Annotated in this window: 17 protein-coding genes; 7 read left to right on the top strand and 10 right to left on the bottom strand. The window is 59.1% G+C overall.

Annotated features, from left to right (window positions below; genetic code table 11):
• The first annotated feature begins 123 nt into the window (after positions 1–123).
• From modA to modC, 3 genes are read left to right on the top strand one after another with little or no spacing between them, the layout of a single operon-like run.
• Entirely contained in the window at positions 124–903 is a 780-nt protein-coding gene (modA, locus tag ACR0ID_RS08625) for a molybdate ABC transporter substrate-binding protein (protein ID WP_480604862.1), read from the top strand.
• 5 nt (positions 904–908) lie between these two features.
• A complete protein-coding gene (gene modB / locus ACR0ID_RS08630; RefSeq protein ID WP_480476900.1) occupies positions 909–1,601 on the top strand; it encodes a molybdate ABC transporter permease subunit in 693 nt (230 codons plus the stop codon).
• Positions 1,598–2,698 carry a molybdenum ABC transporter ATP-binding protein gene (gene modC, locus ACR0ID_RS08635; protein WP_480518616.1) on the top strand — a complete coding sequence of 367 codons (1,101 nt, stop codon included), beginning with the start codon at positions 1,598–1,600 and terminating at the stop codon, positions 2,696–2,698. Before modB ends, modC begins: the two co-directional genes overlap by 4 nt.
• A 2-nt stretch (positions 2,699–2,700) precedes the next feature.
• Here modC and ACR0ID_RS08640 read toward each other — a convergent pair whose 3' ends face one another.
• Complete coding sequence (locus tag ACR0ID_RS08640) at positions 2,701–3,627, bottom strand: Hint domain-containing protein (protein ID WP_480604864.1); 927 nt, start codon at positions 3,625–3,627, stop codon at positions 2,701–2,703.
• Positions 3,628–4,140 carry a toxin-activating lysine-acyltransferase gene (locus ACR0ID_RS08645; RefSeq protein WP_480604866.1) on the bottom strand — a complete coding sequence of 171 codons (513 nt, stop codon included), beginning with the start codon at positions 4,138–4,140 and terminating at the stop codon, positions 3,628–3,630. It lies immediately after the preceding gene.
• Positions 4,141–4,322: 182 nt separating this feature from the next.
• Here ACR0ID_RS08645 and ACR0ID_RS08650 point away from each other — a divergent pair, with 182 nt between their 5' ends.
• Complete coding sequence (locus ACR0ID_RS08650) at positions 4,323–4,730, top strand: hypothetical protein (RefSeq protein ID WP_480495565.1); 408 nt, start codon at positions 4,323–4,325, stop codon at positions 4,728–4,730.
• 3 nt (positions 4,731–4,733) lie between these two features.
• On the opposite strand, the gene hemF is transcribed toward ACR0ID_RS08650, so the two are convergent.
• From hemF to clpS, 4 genes are read right to left on the bottom strand one after another with little or no spacing between them, the layout of a single operon-like run.
• Positions 4,734–5,618, bottom strand: a complete 885-nt coding sequence (hemF, locus tag ACR0ID_RS08655; RefSeq protein WP_480604868.1) for an oxygen-dependent coproporphyrinogen oxidase — start codon at positions 5,616–5,618, stop codon at positions 4,734–4,736.
• 5 nt (positions 5,619–5,623) lie between these two features.
• A complete protein-coding gene (locus tag ACR0ID_RS08660) occupies positions 5,624–6,424 on the bottom strand; it encodes an SDR family NAD(P)-dependent oxidoreductase (RefSeq protein WP_480475342.1) in 801 nt (266 codons plus the stop codon).
• Positions 6,425–6,461: 37 nt separating this feature from the next.
• Positions 6,462–7,427 (bottom strand): class I SAM-dependent methyltransferase, encoded by a 966-nt coding sequence (locus ACR0ID_RS08665; protein ID WP_480604870.1) that lies wholly within the window; start codon positions 7,425–7,427, stop codon positions 6,462–6,464.
• Positions 7,428–7,471: 44 nt separating this feature from the next.
• Positions 7,472–7,813 (bottom strand): ATP-dependent Clp protease adapter ClpS, encoded by a 342-nt coding sequence (clpS, locus tag ACR0ID_RS08670; protein ID WP_480475346.1) that lies wholly within the window; start codon positions 7,811–7,813, stop codon positions 7,472–7,474.
• Between the two features lie 93 nt (positions 7,814–7,906).
• Between clpS and ACR0ID_RS08675 the strand changes: the two genes are divergently transcribed.
• The gene (locus ACR0ID_RS08675) at positions 7,907–8,608 is read left to right on the top strand and encodes an HAD family hydrolase (RefSeq protein ID WP_480518624.1); all 702 of its coding nucleotides are present in this window, start codon (positions 7,907–7,909) and stop codon (positions 8,606–8,608) included.
• 279 nt (positions 8,609–8,887) lie between these two features.
• Positions 8,888–10,282, top strand: a complete 1,395-nt coding sequence (locus ACR0ID_RS08680; RefSeq protein ID WP_480475350.1) for a D-alanyl-D-alanine carboxypeptidase family protein — start codon at positions 8,888–8,890, stop codon at positions 10,280–10,282.
• Between the two features lie 55 nt (positions 10,283–10,337).
• Here the strand turns inward: ACR0ID_RS08680 and ACR0ID_RS08685 are convergent, their stop codons facing one another.
• From ACR0ID_RS08685 to ACR0ID_RS08700, 4 genes are all read right to left on the bottom strand, one after another.
• Positions 10,338–11,585 carry a hypothetical protein gene (locus ACR0ID_RS08685; RefSeq protein ID WP_480604873.1) on the bottom strand — a complete coding sequence of 416 codons (1,248 nt, stop codon included), beginning with the start codon at positions 11,583–11,585 and terminating at the stop codon, positions 10,338–10,340.
• Positions 11,586–11,735: 150 nt separating this feature from the next.
• On the bottom strand, positions 11,736–12,497 hold the full coding sequence (locus tag ACR0ID_RS08690) for a LamB/YcsF family protein (RefSeq protein ID WP_480475354.1): 762 nt from the start codon (positions 12,495–12,497) through the stop codon (positions 11,736–11,738).
• Positions 12,498–12,509: 12 nt separating this feature from the next.
• Positions 12,510–13,508, bottom strand: coding sequence for a 5-oxoprolinase subunit C family protein (locus ACR0ID_RS08695; RefSeq protein WP_480604876.1), 999 nt, complete (start codon positions 13,506–13,508; stop codon positions 12,510–12,512).
• Entirely contained in the window at positions 13,505–14,254 is a 750-nt protein-coding gene (locus ACR0ID_RS08700) for a 5-oxoprolinase subunit B family protein (protein ID WP_480604878.1), read from the bottom strand. Before ACR0ID_RS08700 ends, ACR0ID_RS08695 begins: the two co-directional genes overlap by 4 nt.
• A 293-nt stretch (positions 14,255–14,547) precedes the next feature.
• Here ACR0ID_RS08700 and ACR0ID_RS08705 point away from each other — a divergent pair, with 293 nt between their 5' ends.
• The gene (locus ACR0ID_RS08705; RefSeq protein ID WP_480604880.1) at positions 14,548–14,745 is read left to right on the top strand and encodes a hypothetical protein; all 198 of its coding nucleotides are present in this window, start codon (positions 14,548–14,550) and stop codon (positions 14,743–14,745) included.
• The last annotated feature ends 10 nt before the right edge of the window (positions 14,746–14,755 follow it).

The raw sequence follows: 14,755 nt of genomic DNA on the forward strand, positions 1-14,755 counted from the left end.
GGCCGGGGTGGGTTGCCAGCGCCTGATCTGGATCAGCGGGTGTAAAAGATCAAAGGCGCTTGCAAGCGCCCTATGGCCTCCGATATGCCCGAAGAGACTGCAACTTTCCGGTCGGGAGCACACATGATCCTACCCTTCGCCTGCCGTATCTGGATGGTGGCACTGGTCCTTGGCGCATTTGTGCTGGCTCCGGTCCGGGCCGGGGCAGAAGGGGTTTTGGTTTTTGCCGCAGCCAGCCTCAAGACCGCTTTGGACGAAATCGCGACGGAATACACAGAGCGGACGGGTCACGATGTCACCGTGTCCTACGCAGCGTCTTCAGTGCTGGCGCGTCAGATTCAGCAGGGTGCGCCTGCGGACATTTTCATCTCTGCCAATGCCGACTGGATGGATTATCTGGAACAGCAGGGCTTGTTGCAGCCTGGGACACGGTCGGATTTGCTGGGCAACAGTCTGGTTCTGATCGGCGCTGCGGGGCGTCCTGTTCTGGGTGACATTCGGGTGGTTCATGACCTCAGGGCCGAGCTGGGCGAAGGCTTTCTGGCCATGGCGCTGGTCGATGCGGTGCCCGCCGGTATCTACGGCAAGGCGGCTTTGCAGGGGCTGAACCAGTGGGAGGCGGTGCAGGACCGAGTGGCACAAACCGACAATGTGCGCGCTGCGCTGGCCCTTGTGGCAACGGGTGCCGCGCCTCTGGGGATCGTTTATCGATCGGATGCGCGGGCGGAACAGCGGGTCAGTGTTGTGGCCAGTTTTCCCACCGACCTGCACCCTCCGATCATCTATCCGGCGGCGATGACAGGTAATGCCACAGGTGCGGCGCGGGCTTTTCTGGATCATCTGCACGGCGATGCGGCTTTGGCAATTTTTCAGGAGCAGGGATTTTCCCTGCCGGGCGGGTGATCGCGTTGGAGTGGTTGGGCCCCGCTGAAGCTGAAGCGCTGAAGCTGTCGCTGCGCGTGTCGTTCTGGGCGACGCTGGCCACTTTGCCGTTCGGCATTTTTGTTGCCTACATTCTGGCCCGCTGGCGGTTCCCCGGGCGGCAGGTTCTGAATGGTCTGGTGCATTTGCCTTTGATCCTGCCGCCGGTAGTGACGGGGTATCTGCTGTTGCTGACTTTCGGCATTCAGGGGCCGTTGGGGCGGTTTTTGGCCGAGTTCGGCATTGTGGTCGCCTTTCGCTGGACTGGGGCCGCGCTGGCCGCAGGTATCATGGCGTTTCCGCTGATGGTCCGGGCGATACGTCTGTCGATCGAGGCGGTTGACCCGAAGCTGGAACAGGCTGGGGCGACGCTGGGGGCGTCGCGGCCTATGGTGTTTCTGACCGTAACCTTGCCGATGATCCTGCCCGGTGTCATCGCCGGGGCCATTCTGGCCTTTGCCAAGGCCATGGGTGAGTTTGGGGCCACGATTACATTCGTGTCGAATATTCCGGGACAGACGCAGACATTGCCATCGGCTGTTTACGCCTTTTTGCAGGTACCGGGGGGCGAGGCTGCTGCAACAAGGCTGGTCCTGATCTCGATCGTCATCGCCATGGGCGCGTTGCTGCTGTCGGAATATGTGGGACGGCGCGCCGCCGCGCGGGTGGCCGGATCATGAGCTTGTCTGTTCGTTTGCACCATCAACTGCCGGGGATCGATCTGGAGGTCAGTTTTGACGCCCCATCCGGTGTGACCGTGCTGTTCGGGCGTTCCGGGTCGGGCAAGACCACGATTGTCAACGCGGTGGCCGGATTGCTGCGGCCGCGCGCGGGCAGGGTGGCCGTGGATGACTGGGTGTTGTTTGACACCGATAGGGGGCATTGGCTGCCGCCGCACCGGAGGCGGTTGGGCTATATTTTTCAGGAGGGGCGGTTGTTCCCGCATCTGACCGTGCGCCAGAACCTTGCCTATGGCCGCTGGTTCGCCCCCAAAAGCGCGCGGCGTGAAGATCCGGAAAAGGTCATCGAGATGCTGGGGATCGGCCACCTTCTGAACCGCCGTCCAGCCGGGTTGTCAGGGGGCGAAAAACAGCGAGTGTCGATAGGCAGGGCGTTGCTGGCCAGCCCGCGACTAATCCTTGCAGATGAACCGCTTGCGGCGCTGGACGAGGCCCGCAAGGCGGAGATCCTGCCCTATTTTGAGCGTCTCAGGGATGAGGTGTCTGTCCCGATCCTGTATGTGACCCACTCGGCCGACGAGGTGGCCCGTCTGGCCACATCGGTTGTCGCTTTGCAGGATGGCAGGGTCGTCCGCCACGGCCCCGCGTCCGAGGTTCTGTCTGACCCGACTGTGGCACCGGCAGGTGTGCGCGCGATCGGTGCCGTGCTGGAGGTGCAGGTGCTGAAGCACCACACCGACGGGTTGACCGAGCTGAACGCAAATGGCGCGCGTCTGTTTCTGCCACGTATCGGGCAGGAGGTCGGCACGCATCTGCGAATTCGCATTCCGGCGCAGGAGGTGATCCTTTCCGTCCAAAAACCCGAGGGTCTGTCGGCATTGAACGTGCTCAGCGGGACGGTCGACTCGATCCGGTCGGGCGAAGGTCCCGGTGCGATCGTGTCGGTCAGGACACCGGCAGGGACTGTTCTGGCGCGGGTCACGCGCCGGTCGGTTGCGGCGTTGAACTTGCAGCCGGGCAGCACATGCCATGCCGTGATCAAGACGGTTGCGCTGGCCCCGCAGAATGTCGGTGGCCGCATCGGGACCGGCACCTGACCTCAGGCAAGTGCGCTGGCTTCGTGTTCCAGCAGGATAAGGCGTGCGGCGCGTCCAAACCCCTGATGTCCAGAGCAGGGACGGTCGGGAAATATTGCGGCCAGTTCCTGAAGCGCGTCGGATGAAAGTGTATGTAGCGCCTCTTCCCCCAGAAACAGGCTTTCTGCTTGTGCTCCATCCGCCGAAAGGATTTCGTGCCGATCCAGCAGGATGTGCAAATACTCGACCGTTTCAACCGAGGTATCGAGCCCTATTCCATGCCATCGGCACAGGTGCTTGGCGGCAACCAGCGCTTCGGCGGTTCCGAAAAGCAGCTCAACCCAGGGGCCCTTCACCAGAATACGGTGCTGCTGAGACACCAGCAGGTCTCGCGCGGGGGTGTTAGGCCCCAGACTGCCTGCCGAGATGCGAACGGGCCGTATCGCAGGTTCGGTGCGCAATCGGTCGGGCGGGATCGTGCTGCTTTCGATCCAACGAACAGGTTGCAACCCGTGATCGGCTGTCGCCACCTTGTCCCCGACGTTCAGGGACTCGATGGCACGGGGACCGTCCTCAGCCTCGATCAGGGTTCCAGCTGCGAAACAGACGCCTTCGATCCTTATGACCACTTCGACCGGATCCGGAGAGCCGGTAAACGGAAGTGTGACAGGACCGGTTTGCGTTGTCCCTGAGACGCTGATGAAGAAGGAGTCAAAGACAACTTCACCATTGTCGAGGCTGTCGAAATACGTCGGATCGACCGTATAGGTCCACTCTCCGGTATTTGGGTCTATCGTCGCGGTGCCGTTGGCAGGAGGTGTCGCAATCGTCCAGGTTTGGGTCAGCGGCGTGAAGTTTCCGTTGTTCAGGGTGGGTTGCCCCATCGCCACATTGGGTGGGGACCCGGTCACGTCGCCGGTCAATTCACCAGTGATCGGAACTGAAACCAACTAGACCTCGCCTTGTTGCAACACCCGCTCAAATTCCTTTTTTCGGTACAGGCGCATATGAACCTCGCCTGCTTCGTCCCGCGTCCATTCGACAATCCGGTTGCGTGTCATGTCGCTGTCCATTCGGTTGGTGCGCACGCGCGGATGCGGGATCTCTTGCTTGAGGATATCAACAATCTGACTGGTCTGTCCAAACGGCGCGACAAGGTCGATGATCCAAAAGGATGACCCGCTGGTAAAATCCTTGTCCATCAGCGGATTTTCTTTCACCGCATAGCGATACTCGGCCTCGGGGCTGAGACCGGCAAAAGTGACAAATCCGCGGGGAAAGCCATTCTGCCTGAAGATCTGGTATTGGCCCAGACGGAACGGGGTTTCAAACGCATAAAGAACTTGTGCCAGATTACGTTTCTGGTGCGTTTTCGTAAGCCCCGCGAGATAGAACATCGCACCCAGATCCGCATATTTCTCGGGCGGGAAATCGAACCAGTCTTTTGGAAAGCTCTTGGTCAACGGAATTGCCGATAGTTTGATGCGTTATAAATGCTTTCGGGTAGTGTACTCGTTTCCGGCGATATGAATAGTGGGAATTCCCCAAATAACTGTGTCCGCGTAGCTGGCGTGCCCCACTTTACTCGCAGGGTGTCGTGGCTATGCTATCGGTATTGGTGCCATTGTTTTGGGATATCTGGATCATGCGTTTTCTCAAGCCATTCATCGCTGCCACATTTATTTTAGCGCCTGCGGTGGCCGGGGCCGTTGGGTTCGGCCTGTCAGTCCGGCCGCAGTTCCGTACCGAGATCACGCCCTTGCCGAACGGCGTTTACGAGGTGAAGGCTGTCGGATCATCCGCGCCTGTCAATTATTGGTGCGGGATCGGAGATTATGCCATTCGCACACTTGGCGTTCCGAACTCGCAGAGGATCTATATCTGGCGGGCGTATGAACCCGGCGTGCGAACAGTGCAGTTCTCCATGACCCCGCCGCCGGGGGCCGATACGAAACCCGGCTATTCGATCACGGTCAAGAAAGTCGGAGCAAACATGTCGGCGGTGTCGGCGCAGAACTACTGCTACGACAATTTCATCACGGACCCGTTCTGATCGTCAGACCCATTTTGCCATCGGCGGCAAGCTCATCAGAACGGCATCCGGGTCATGCCCGGTTTCCAGACCGAATTTTGTGCCCCGGTCATAGACAAGGTTGTATTCCGCATAAAGGCCGCGATGCACCAGTTGGGTGGTCTTGTCCGCCTCTGAGAAGTTCTGAACGCGGCGCTTTTCAACCAAGGGCAGGAAGGCGGGCAGAAAGGCTCTGCCAATATCCTGTGTCAGGGCGAAATCCGCCTGCCAGTCACCGGTGCAATAGTCGTCCATGAAGATCCCGCCGACGCCGCGCGCGCGTTTGCGGTGAGGGATGTAGAAATATTCGTCGGCCCAGTCCTTGAGGCGCGGGTAATGGGCGGGTCCGTGCGGGTCCAGATGCGCCTTTTGCGTGGCGTGGAAATGCGCGGTGTCCTCGCGATACTCGATGCAGGGGTTGAGGTCCGAGCCGCCACCGAACCACCAGGCATGGGGTGTCCAAAACATGCGTGTGTTCATGTGAACCGCCGGGGTATGGGGGTTCTGCATATGGGCCACAAGGCTGATCCCCGACGCCCAGAAGCGCGGGTCTTCGGTCATTCCGGGGATGCCTTTGCGCGCCGCCATTGCCCGTTGCGCACGTTCGCCCAGCGTGCCGTAGACGGTCGAGACATTGACACCTACTTTTTCAAACACTCGCCCGCCGCGCATGACCGACATCAACCCGCCGCCCGCGTCTGACCCATCGTCCGACTGGCGTTTGGTTTCCTTGACCTCGAACCGCCCGGGTGCGGCATCGGCAAACGGCCCGTTGGTGTGGCTGTCTTCGAGGGCTTCGAACGCTGCAACGATGTCATCGCGCAATTGGCGAAACCAGGCGGAGGCGGTAGATTTTTCTGTTTTGAACATGGGTCTTAATGTGCAGGGGCCGCGACCGGGTCAAGCAGGGTACGGCCACCGTCGATTGTCAGGATCTGCCCGGTGACAAAACCGGCGGCATCAGACGCAAGATATTGCGCGGTTTCCGTCAGTTCCGTGGCCGAGGCGATACGGGCCAGGGGTGTGTGCTTTTCGATATCGACGCGGTAATCGCGATTGTCCTTGAGGGTCGATTGCAGTGATGCGCTCATGACCGAACCCAGCGCAATCGAGTTGACGCGGATCCGCTTCGGAGCCAGCGCGACCGCAAGAGATCGGGTCAACTGGTCCAGTGCTGCGGTCGAGACGGAATAGGCCATCAGATCGGGGTGGGTCCGTCGGGCCGCGATCGAGGACAGGTTGATGATCGTCCCTGCCGGGTTTTCGAGATCGCCGTCGGCCTGCTTGATCATGCGCTTTGCAACCAGTTGGCTGAGCCGCAAGGCGGGCATCAGGTTCTGGTTCAGCAGGGTGCGCATCGAATCGTCATCCGGATCCAGCGGATCAGACGGGATCACTTGCCGTGCACCGTTGACCAGAATATCCACCTGGTCGAACGCATCCAGCGTCGCAGATAACAGGTTGGCAATGGTCAGCTTTTCGCGCAGATCGCCCGCAAAATATCGGATATTGCTGTCTTCGGCTTGTTCTCCAAGTTCGTCGATCAGGCGTTTTTCGTCTATGTCGGCAAACATGACATTTGCGCCCGCATCCGCGAAATGCCGCCCGATGGCCAGGCCGATGCCACTTGCCCCGCCCGTTACGATTGCTGTCTTGCCAGCGATGGAAAAGGACATCCGAATCCTCCTGAATTGGGGCGCAGGTTAACGGGCCTTAACGCCGAGGGCGAGAGGCCTGGAATACCTTGAACCGGTTGTCGCCGGCAATTTCACCGACCTGAGCGAAATGTTCGTTCAGTGTAGCTTCGTAGGGAAGGTGCCGGTTGGCGACCATCCAAAGGGTTCCGTTGCGTGTCAGATTGCGGGCGGCGGAGGTTATAAACCCTTGCCCCAAGGCGGGATCCGCGCTGCGTGAGGTGTGAAATGGCGGGTTCATCACAACGGTGTCGATAGGCTCCGGCGCGGTCCAGGATACGGCATCGCTCCAGTGAAAATGCGCCTGGGATTGGGTGACATTAAGCCGCGTGCAGGTCAGCGCTGCATGGTCCGCTTCGACCAGATGCAGCGAGGTTACCCCACCGCGTTTCAGGATCTCCGCAGACAGATATCCCCATCCCGCCCCCAGATCCGCCGCGCGGGGGCCAAGCCGGTCAGGCAAGGTCTTCAGTAACAGGGCCGAGGCAGGATCAACTCCGTCCGCTGAAAACACACCCGGTGCCGTGTAGTATCCGCCAACCATCTGCTGTTTCTGCGCGGCCCAGTCCACAAAGGCCAGATCATCGGCCTGAAACCAGAAAATCTTACCATGTGCTTTGGAAATCGGTCCCTCGACCGGAACCCGCTTGCGCACATCCTTCAATATGCTGTCCACACCATCGGTCTTGGCACCGTCGATGACAACCAGGCCGCTCGCCCGCGCACAGGCCTGTTGAATGAGCGACCGTGCCAGTGCTTTGGTGCGGGGCAGAAAGACAATTGCGTCCTGACAGGGGCCATCTGCGTCGGGCACCGTTTCAAAACCCTGCGCGGCGAAATGGTCGTGAAAGGGTTTGAAGGGCTGCACAATCTGCGCACCTTCCCCCAGAGCAGACAGATCATGATCCGGTGTAGGGCAGATCACACTAAGAGGGGGGGACAGCGTCAGGCCGTTTTGCAAGGCAAGTTCCAGACGAGGGGACATGGGCAATTCCGGCTGAGTGAAGGGAAAACGTCAGGCCAAAGGCCTTACTCTTCGCGTTCCATTGTGCATTGCAAAGGGTGCTGGTGCCTGCGGGCAAAATCCATCACCTGACCAACTTTGGTCTCGGCAATCTCGTGGCTGAAAACCCCGACAACGGCTACACCTTTCTTGTGAACGGTCAGCATGATCTCGAACGCCTGTGCATGGGTCATGCCGAAGAAGCGTTCAAGTACATGCACCACAAACTCCATCGGTGTATAGTCGTCGTTCAGCAACAGGACCTTGTATAAAGGCGGACGCTTGGTTTTTGGGCGTGTCTGTACCAGGACGGACGCGTCACTGTCGTCGTCCGGCTTGTCAGACATCATCCAGGTCATTTCAAGCATCGTGTGCAACTGTCCGATTCAGGCTTGGGGTTTATCTTGGCGCTTATATAACGTGTGCATGGCCGGTGAAAAGAGCAAGCGGACGTAAACAGGATGACGACCAAGCTGACGACAATCGGGTTTGATGCGGACGATACCCTTTGGCATAACGAACGGTTTTTTCAGCTGACGCAGGCTCGTTTTGCTGAACTCTTGGCCGATCATGCCAATCGTGATCACCTGATGGAGCGACTTCTTGCTGCTGAAAAACGCAACATTCAGCGCTATGGGTATGGCATCAAGGGGTTTGTCCTGTCGATGATCGAAACTGCGATCGAAGTTACCGAAAGCCTCGTTCCTGCGTCGGTCATCCGGCAGCTGATCGAAGCAGGGCAAGAGATGTTGGCCCATCCGATTGAGCTGTTGCCCCATGCCCGCGAGGCCGTCGAAGGTGTTGCCGATGCGTACCGGGTCATTCTGATCACCAAGGGCGACCTGATCGATCAGGAACGCAAACTGGCCCAGTCCGGGCTGGGCGATCTGTTCGATGGTGTCGAAATCGTATCCGAAAAGACCCCCGAAACCTATCGGTTCGTATTCGACCGTCACGGTGATGGCCCGACTGCCGCGATGATGATCGGCAATTCCATGCGCTCGGATGTCGTGGCCCCCATTCAGGCCGGGTGCTGGGGTGTCTATGTGCCCCACGGTCTGGTCTGGGAGGTGGAACATGCCGAAGCCCCTGTCGACAGCCCCCGATTCCGCGAGTTGAGAGATTTGGGCGATCTGGCCGATCTGCTGCGCGACCTGAAGTGATGTTGCCTTTTCGCCTCAGTTTCGCATAAACCCAGCCGCATCCTGACGCAGCTTCGCTTTTATCGCGCATCTGGTGGTCTTGATGGCTGTATCCGCAAGATATAGCCTCTGCCGGGACATGAAACGAAACCGCGAAAACCTCAGCTTTCGGTTTATTTCATTGGGTCTCTGTGATAGCCTTGGGGATAATAAAACAAACATTGCTGACCGGGAAAACCCGGCGGCGCGAGGCAGACAGAGGCAAAGATCGTGCAGATTCGGCGGACAGTTCCGGCCCGAATGGGCTTTTTCCTTATAGCGTTGCTATGTGTGCTGGCGTTTGCGCCGCTCAGGTCCATGGCGGCGCCTTATGCAGCCATGGTGATCGACGCCCGAACTGGCGAGGAGCTGCATTCACGCAATGCGGATGCGCGCTTGCACCCGGCCTCGCTGACCAAGATGATGACGCTGTATATCGCGTTTGAGGCGGTGCGAAACGGCGAGATCACGCTGGATACACCCGTTCGGATTACCCAGAAGGCAGCGGCCGAGCCACCGTCGAAACTGGGCCTGCGCGCGGGCCAGACGATTGCGTTCCGCTATCTGATCCGTGCTGCTGCGGTAAAATCGGCCAATGACGCGGCTACGGCGATCGGCATTGCCATCAGTGGCTCGGAAGCGGCCTTTGCCCGCCGCATGACCCGAACCGCCAAAGCGATGGGCATGAGCCGCACGACCTTCAAGAATGCGCATGGTCTGACTGAGGCAGGGCACCTGTCCAGCGCGCGCGACATGACCACGCTGGGACGGCATCTGCTGTACGATTACCCGCAGTATTATAACCTGTTCTCGCGCCAATCGACGGATGCTGGTATCAAGACTGTTCCCAACACCAACCGCCGCCTGCTGGCAGCCTATAAGGGTGCGGACGGAATAAAGACCGGATACACACGTGCGGCGGGGTTCAACCTGGTGGCGTCGGCCAAACGCAAGGATGAGCGTATCATCGCAACTGTCTTTGGCGGAAAATCCGGAGAGTCGCGGAACGCCAAAGTTGCGGAACTGCTGGATCTGGGGTTTCGCCTTGCCCCGTCGCGCGCACCCATTCGCAAGCCTGAGCGCCCGGTTTATGCGGGCAATGCCGGGTTGGGGGGCGATACCCAGGTCGCAGCGCTGAGCGGCGCACCGAAATCCAGCCTGCGCCCGCTTGGGCGCCCCAGCGCCGCGACACAGGTTGCAAGTGCGGTTGCGGCATCGGCAGACCAGAACAGCGACCGTATCAGCAGCGGCATTGCCGCAGCGATTGCCGAAGCGGATATAACCCCAGCCGCCCCACCAGTTGAAACATCCGATACCCGACCGGCGCTGCGCCCGGACAATCTGGTGCTGGCCTCGACCGAGCCCGTCAGCCAGCCAGAGCCCGAGCAGGAAGTGGTTACCCGCCTATCTTCGTCCGGTGGGCATCTGTGGGGGGTCAATGTGGGCCGCTACACCACACGATACGAGGCCGAGAAGGTTTTGCTGAAAACGGCGCTGTCGGAAATGACCACGCTGGATGGCAGTCTGCGCAAGGTGAGTCAGAGCTCGCGCGGATTTGATGCGACATTCCAGGGCATGACGCGGGAACAGGCCGATCTGGCGTGTCGCCGTCTGCAAGCCCGCAATGTCACCTGTTTCATGATCGGGCCATCATAAGGTCCGGCATAATCTCTCCTGTTGGGTCTGGGCTGCGGTCATCCGCGGCCCTTTTTTAATCGAAGACGTGACCGTGCTGATATTGTTCGTCCTGTCCCGCGGCGGCGGTCAGGGCGGCGACATTGTCCTTGGTGAAGAACCCGTCATACTTGTGACACCGTTCGATATATTCAGTGATCAGCAGCGTGTTCTTCGAGTGTTTCGAGAAGATCTGTTTCAGGTTCGGGTCGTCTTTGCATTCGCCCACCACATGGGCCAGGAACGGCACGCCCTTGTCCTTCAGCGTGTTCACGACAAAGTCGACATTCTTTTCCCCGGCGCCATGATCGCCATCCTTGATCTCGACTGCCATGTGATGCAGGCGACGGCCAAAATTGCGCACAAAATCTTCGGTCGGCATCGGCAGCTTGGCGAATGAGTTGACGAAGGACGGCGTGTTATTGGCCGTGAAAACCTTGGCCGGGGATTTCTTGTCATCATCCACATTGGCGTTGCGGTTCACGTTGGTTGATGAGTTCATGTCGAAGATGTTGTAGGCCCCCCAGAAATAGTAGGGCACCATGGTCAGGAATTCGAGGATCGCATCCTCGCGCTCACCCGCCAGCACGCGCGTCGCCAGATGATCAATGCCCAGCATCAAAGGCGCGATTTTGCTGTCCGATCCGAAAGCGGCGGCCTGATTCAGCCGGGTTTGTTCCGCGTCACTCAGCAACACGCGATCACCAAGGCCCAGGCTGTCTGTGTCGTTGAAATCATGTGTCGAATATCCGACCCGGTTGCAGGTGAAATCCGAAGGGGTCGTGAACCGGAAGCCGTTCAATGTGTAGAACGGGTTTTCGGTGTCTCCGGCATATTCGAAGCGGATGTTCTGATCCTCAAGCGTCCCGGTCAGTGCCTTCAGATCATTGGCCGCGAAAACCTCGCCAACATACCGCGTTTGGGGTGTGTTGCGGGCCAGCGGGTACATGCGATTGATGCGGGGAATAAAGTCTTCGAAACCCGGGCTGAGCGGGGCCATCACGATCAGCGCGGGATAGTCGGGATGCGAATGCAGGATCGAGAATTTGTGGGTCTGCCCCAGATAGCTGGCGGTGTGGCGATAGGGTGTCATGACGTAAAGCTCGACGAGGGTATCGAACAGCGCGTCGGTTTCGATCTGCATACAGATTGCGCGCATTGGCCCGACCTGATCGGCGATGCCCGAACTTGTCCGGCGCTCGTAGATTTTCGGAAGGTATTGCGCAAAGAAGTCCGAGTTCTTCTTGTCGCCCCGGGGTTGATAGGACATCAGATCAAAGGACATTCGACTACCTCCTTGCGCGGAACCCCGACTGGGGCGAGCTATCGTTTGAAATTGTAGGTTTTAGAACATGTGCTTGCCCGTCATGCTAGGCGCTGAGACCTGTACGGGCAACAGTCGTGAAATTGGGTTGCCGACGTTAACGCATGATGTTCAGCGGGTGAATTTCGTGACCTCGACACCGCCCCCGATCAGGTTGTCGCGAACCGAGCGAGCGATTTGAACCGCGGTCGGGCCGTCTCCATGAAGGCAGATCGTGTCGATGGATGTTTCCAGCCGCTTGCCGCTTTCGGTGATGATCGCACCTTCGCGGACCATGTTCAGGATGCGCGGGCCTGCGACCTCGGCATCGTGGATGACGGCGCCGGGCAGGCTGCGGTCAACCAGTGTTCCGTCGTCATTATATGCACGGTCGGCAAAAATCTCGCCCACCCAGCTGCACCCGAGCTCACGCACGGCCTCTTCCTGTTTTGTCGCGGCCAGCACCATGACGATGATATCGGGATCAACATCCAATGCGCCCTGATAACAGGCGCGCGCCATATCGATATCGGCTGAACACATATTGGCCAGCGCCCCGTGCAGTTTCAGGTGCCGTACTTTGGTGCCAACCGCGTTGGCCATGCCGATTGCGGCCCCCAACTGATACCGGACCAGATTGCGGAGGTTGTCATGGGGCAGCTTCATGTTCCGCCGACCAAATCCCTGCAGATCGGGAAAGCCGGGATGCGCGCCGATGCCGACGTCGTTTTCGGCCGCCAGTTTCATCGTTGATGCCATCACATCCGGATCACCGGCATGAAACCCACAGGCGATGTTGGCCGAGGTGATGATTTTCAGCAGGCTTTCGTCATCGCCCATTTTCCAGGGGCCAAAGCTTTCCCCCATATCGGCATTCAGATCGACGCTTGGCATTGGCACATCTCCTTAGTCTGTGGCAGAGATCACTCCGCCGATCAATTGGTAGGACAACAGGTCCGGTATGTCATGGGGATCACGCACCAGCGCCTCGACTTTTGAGGGCAGACGCGCAAGGTCTGACAGGAACACTTTGTGCATTTCTTCTGCCGGTTCCATGCCGACAAATTCGAACCGGATGTCGCTGCCTGCGGGTGTCTGTGCCGCGCGGGGCATATCGCATGGCAGAACGGTCGCGATACGAGGGTACCCGCCTGTGGTCTGACATTCCGGCAACAGGATGAAAGGGTCGCCAGTGCCGGTCATCTGGATATCGCCGGGGGTGATCACCTCGGACAGGATATTCAGCTGGCCTGAGGCAGCAAAGCCGTCGCCGTCGCTGTCCAGTTGCATGCCCATCCGGTTGGCGCGTGCGCCGCGCCGGAAATTGGTTTTGGCAAACCGTTCAAGTGTTGCGCCATCAAACAAAGGGGTCTGAAAGCTGGCAATCACATGCAGCACCCCGCCCGAAAACCGCTCGGCAGCAGCCAGTTTCATCCCGCTGTTGCCTGCATCCGGTCCACAGGTCAGCCTGTCACCCTGCTGTAGCGCCCGGCCTATCCGCGCTGTCAGATGGGTTGAGCGGGACCCCAGAAAAACCTCGGCATCGATACCTCCGCCCAGATGCAGATAGCCATAGTTTCCAGCTAGCGTCGCCCCGATAACCAGCCTTTGCCCGGCGATCAGTTGGTGCGACGCGTTCCAGGCCACAGGGCCGCCATCAATACTGGCCTGCATCCGCGCGCCAGTCAGGGCGATGCGCATGTTATGCGTCGCCTCGAACTCGCCCCCCATCCCGGCCATTTCCAGCGCCGCAAGGTTTGGGCTTTGATCCAGCAACGCCGCCCCTTCGTGCAAGGCCAGAATGTCCGCCGCCCCCGACCGGGACAGCCCCTGATCCAGATAGCCTGTGCGCCCCTGATCCTGAATGGTGCAGGCCGGGCCAATCCGGTGGACGATCAGGCTCATGGTGCAATCTCCTCACAGGTTGCGCCGCCTGTGCCGTCCTCGTTGTTGGCCTTGATGTGTTCCAGAACGTCGCGGGAAACGGGCTTGAACAACAGCTCATCGCCGGGTCTAAGGGTAAAGGCCTCGGCCCTTTCAGGGCGGAAACACCGAAAGGCGGTCTGTCCGATATGCCGCCACCCGGTTGGTGTCGGCCCGGAAAACAGAACAAATTGCGAGATCGCCAGAACCAAAGCGCCTTCCGGCACCATGGGGGTCAGGCTTTGCAGCCGGGGAATGTTGAACTCGGGCCCCAGAGGTCCAAGGTAAGGCTGCCCCGGAGCGAAGCCGATGGTCAGAACCCGTACGCGGGACTGTCCAAGCCTTCGTATTGCTTCGTCTGGTGTCAGGCCGGCAGCAGCGGCGGCATCGTCAAGCTGGGGCGCAAGGTCGGTCCCGTAAACCGTCGGAACGCGCCACAACCTGCGGCCCGCAGGCAGCGGTGTAGTGTACCAGTCCTTTTGCTCAACCAGTTCCCTAAGCTTTTGCAGCATCTTCTGATGAGAGATGCGCTGCGTGTCGAACCGAACAAAGGCCGAGCCCAGGGAGGCTGACGACTCGGTCACCTCATCCCAGTGCAGACGATCCACTTCGGCCCGAAACGCCAGCGCTGCCCGGTTCGCGGTGTCGGTCATCTTGTCTGCAAAGGTCACCAGCGCGCCATCAAATCCGACGGTTCTGACCAAAGGAAACTGAACATTGCGCGCCATTGCTGATCTGCTTTCGGATCGAAGAGTGAATTGGTGGAACCTGACCGCATCTTTAGGGGATACGCAAGACATGGCGTTCAATAGCCGACATTGTGCCTGATGCGTCCACATCCCGGCAGGGAGCGACCCGCAGTACAAGGCGTCTGACGGAGGTGAGAGGTTTTTGACCGTATTCTGGCCGCAAATCCGACTCGTTTTCCCGTTTCGAGTCGCCCTGACTTGTATCTTGAAATTGCGGAGTCTCTATATCTTGTGTCGGCCCCTTTTGTTTTTAGGGGCTTGCCGGTCAGATCATGCCTAATAGCACCCGGACGGAAGGGTGGCGGGCAATTGTGATTGCGTATAAGTTATTGAAATTAAGTAATAAACAAAGAAAACTCAAAAAAAAGATCAATATCGTCATTTTCCGCTTGCGGGTAGGGATTCTAATCCGTAAATACCCCTTCACCGGCGCAGCTGAGGTTGGCCTGACGGACTGGAAAGACGGTTGAGACGCACCGG

The organism is Ruegeria sp. AL2, assembly GCF_056540845.1.

Bases quoted from the DNA above. Each gene is read 5' to 3' on its own strand.
- ACR0ID_RS08685 (WP_480604873.1), bottom strand. From the start codon at position 11,585: ATGTCCTTTGATCTGATGTCCTATCAACCCCGGGGCGACAAGAAGAAC.
- modA (WP_480604862.1), top strand. From the start codon at position 124: ATGATCCTACCCTTCGCCTGCCGTATCTGGATGGTGGCACTGGTCCTT.
- ACR0ID_RS08675 (WP_480518624.1), top strand. From the start codon at position 7,907: ATGACGACCAAGCTGACGACAATCGGGTTTGATGCGGACGATACCCTT.
- clpS (WP_480475346.1), bottom strand. From the start codon at position 7,813: ATGCTTGAAATGACCTGGATGATGTCTGACAAGCCGGACGACGACAGT.
- ACR0ID_RS08665 (WP_480604870.1), bottom strand. From the start codon at position 7,427: ATGTCCCCTCGTCTGGAACTTGCCTTGCAAAACGGCCTGACGCTGTCC.
- ACR0ID_RS08680 (WP_480475350.1), top strand. From the start codon at position 8,888: ATGGGCTTTTTCCTTATAGCGTTGCTATGTGTGCTGGCGTTTGCGCCG.
- modC (WP_480518616.1), top strand. From the start codon at position 1,598: ATGAGCTTGTCTGTTCGTTTGCACCATCAACTGCCGGGGATCGATCTG.
- ACR0ID_RS08695 (WP_480604876.1), bottom strand. From the start codon at position 13,508: ATGAGCCTGATCGTCCACCGGATTGGCCCGGCCTGCACCATTCAGGAT.
- ACR0ID_RS08650 (WP_480495565.1), top strand. From the start codon at position 4,323: ATGCGTTTTCTCAAGCCATTCATCGCTGCCACATTTATTTTAGCGCCT.
- ACR0ID_RS08690 (WP_480475354.1), bottom strand. From the start codon at position 12,497: ATGCCAAGCGTCGATCTGAATGCCGATATGGGGGAAAGCTTTGGCCCC.
- hemF (WP_480604868.1), bottom strand. From the start codon at position 5,618: ATGTTCAAAACAGAAAAATCTACCGCCTCCGCCTGGTTTCGCCAATTG.
- ACR0ID_RS08705 (WP_480604880.1), top strand. From the start codon at position 14,548: ATGCCTAATAGCACCCGGACGGAAGGGTGGCGGGCAATTGTGATTGCG.
- ACR0ID_RS08700 (WP_480604878.1), bottom strand. From the start codon at position 14,254: ATGGCGCGCAATGTTCAGTTTCCTTTGGTCAGAACCGTCGGATTTGAT.
- ACR0ID_RS08660 (WP_480475342.1), bottom strand. From the start codon at position 6,424: ATGTCCTTTTCCATCGCTGGCAAGACAGCAATCGTAACGGGCGGGGCA.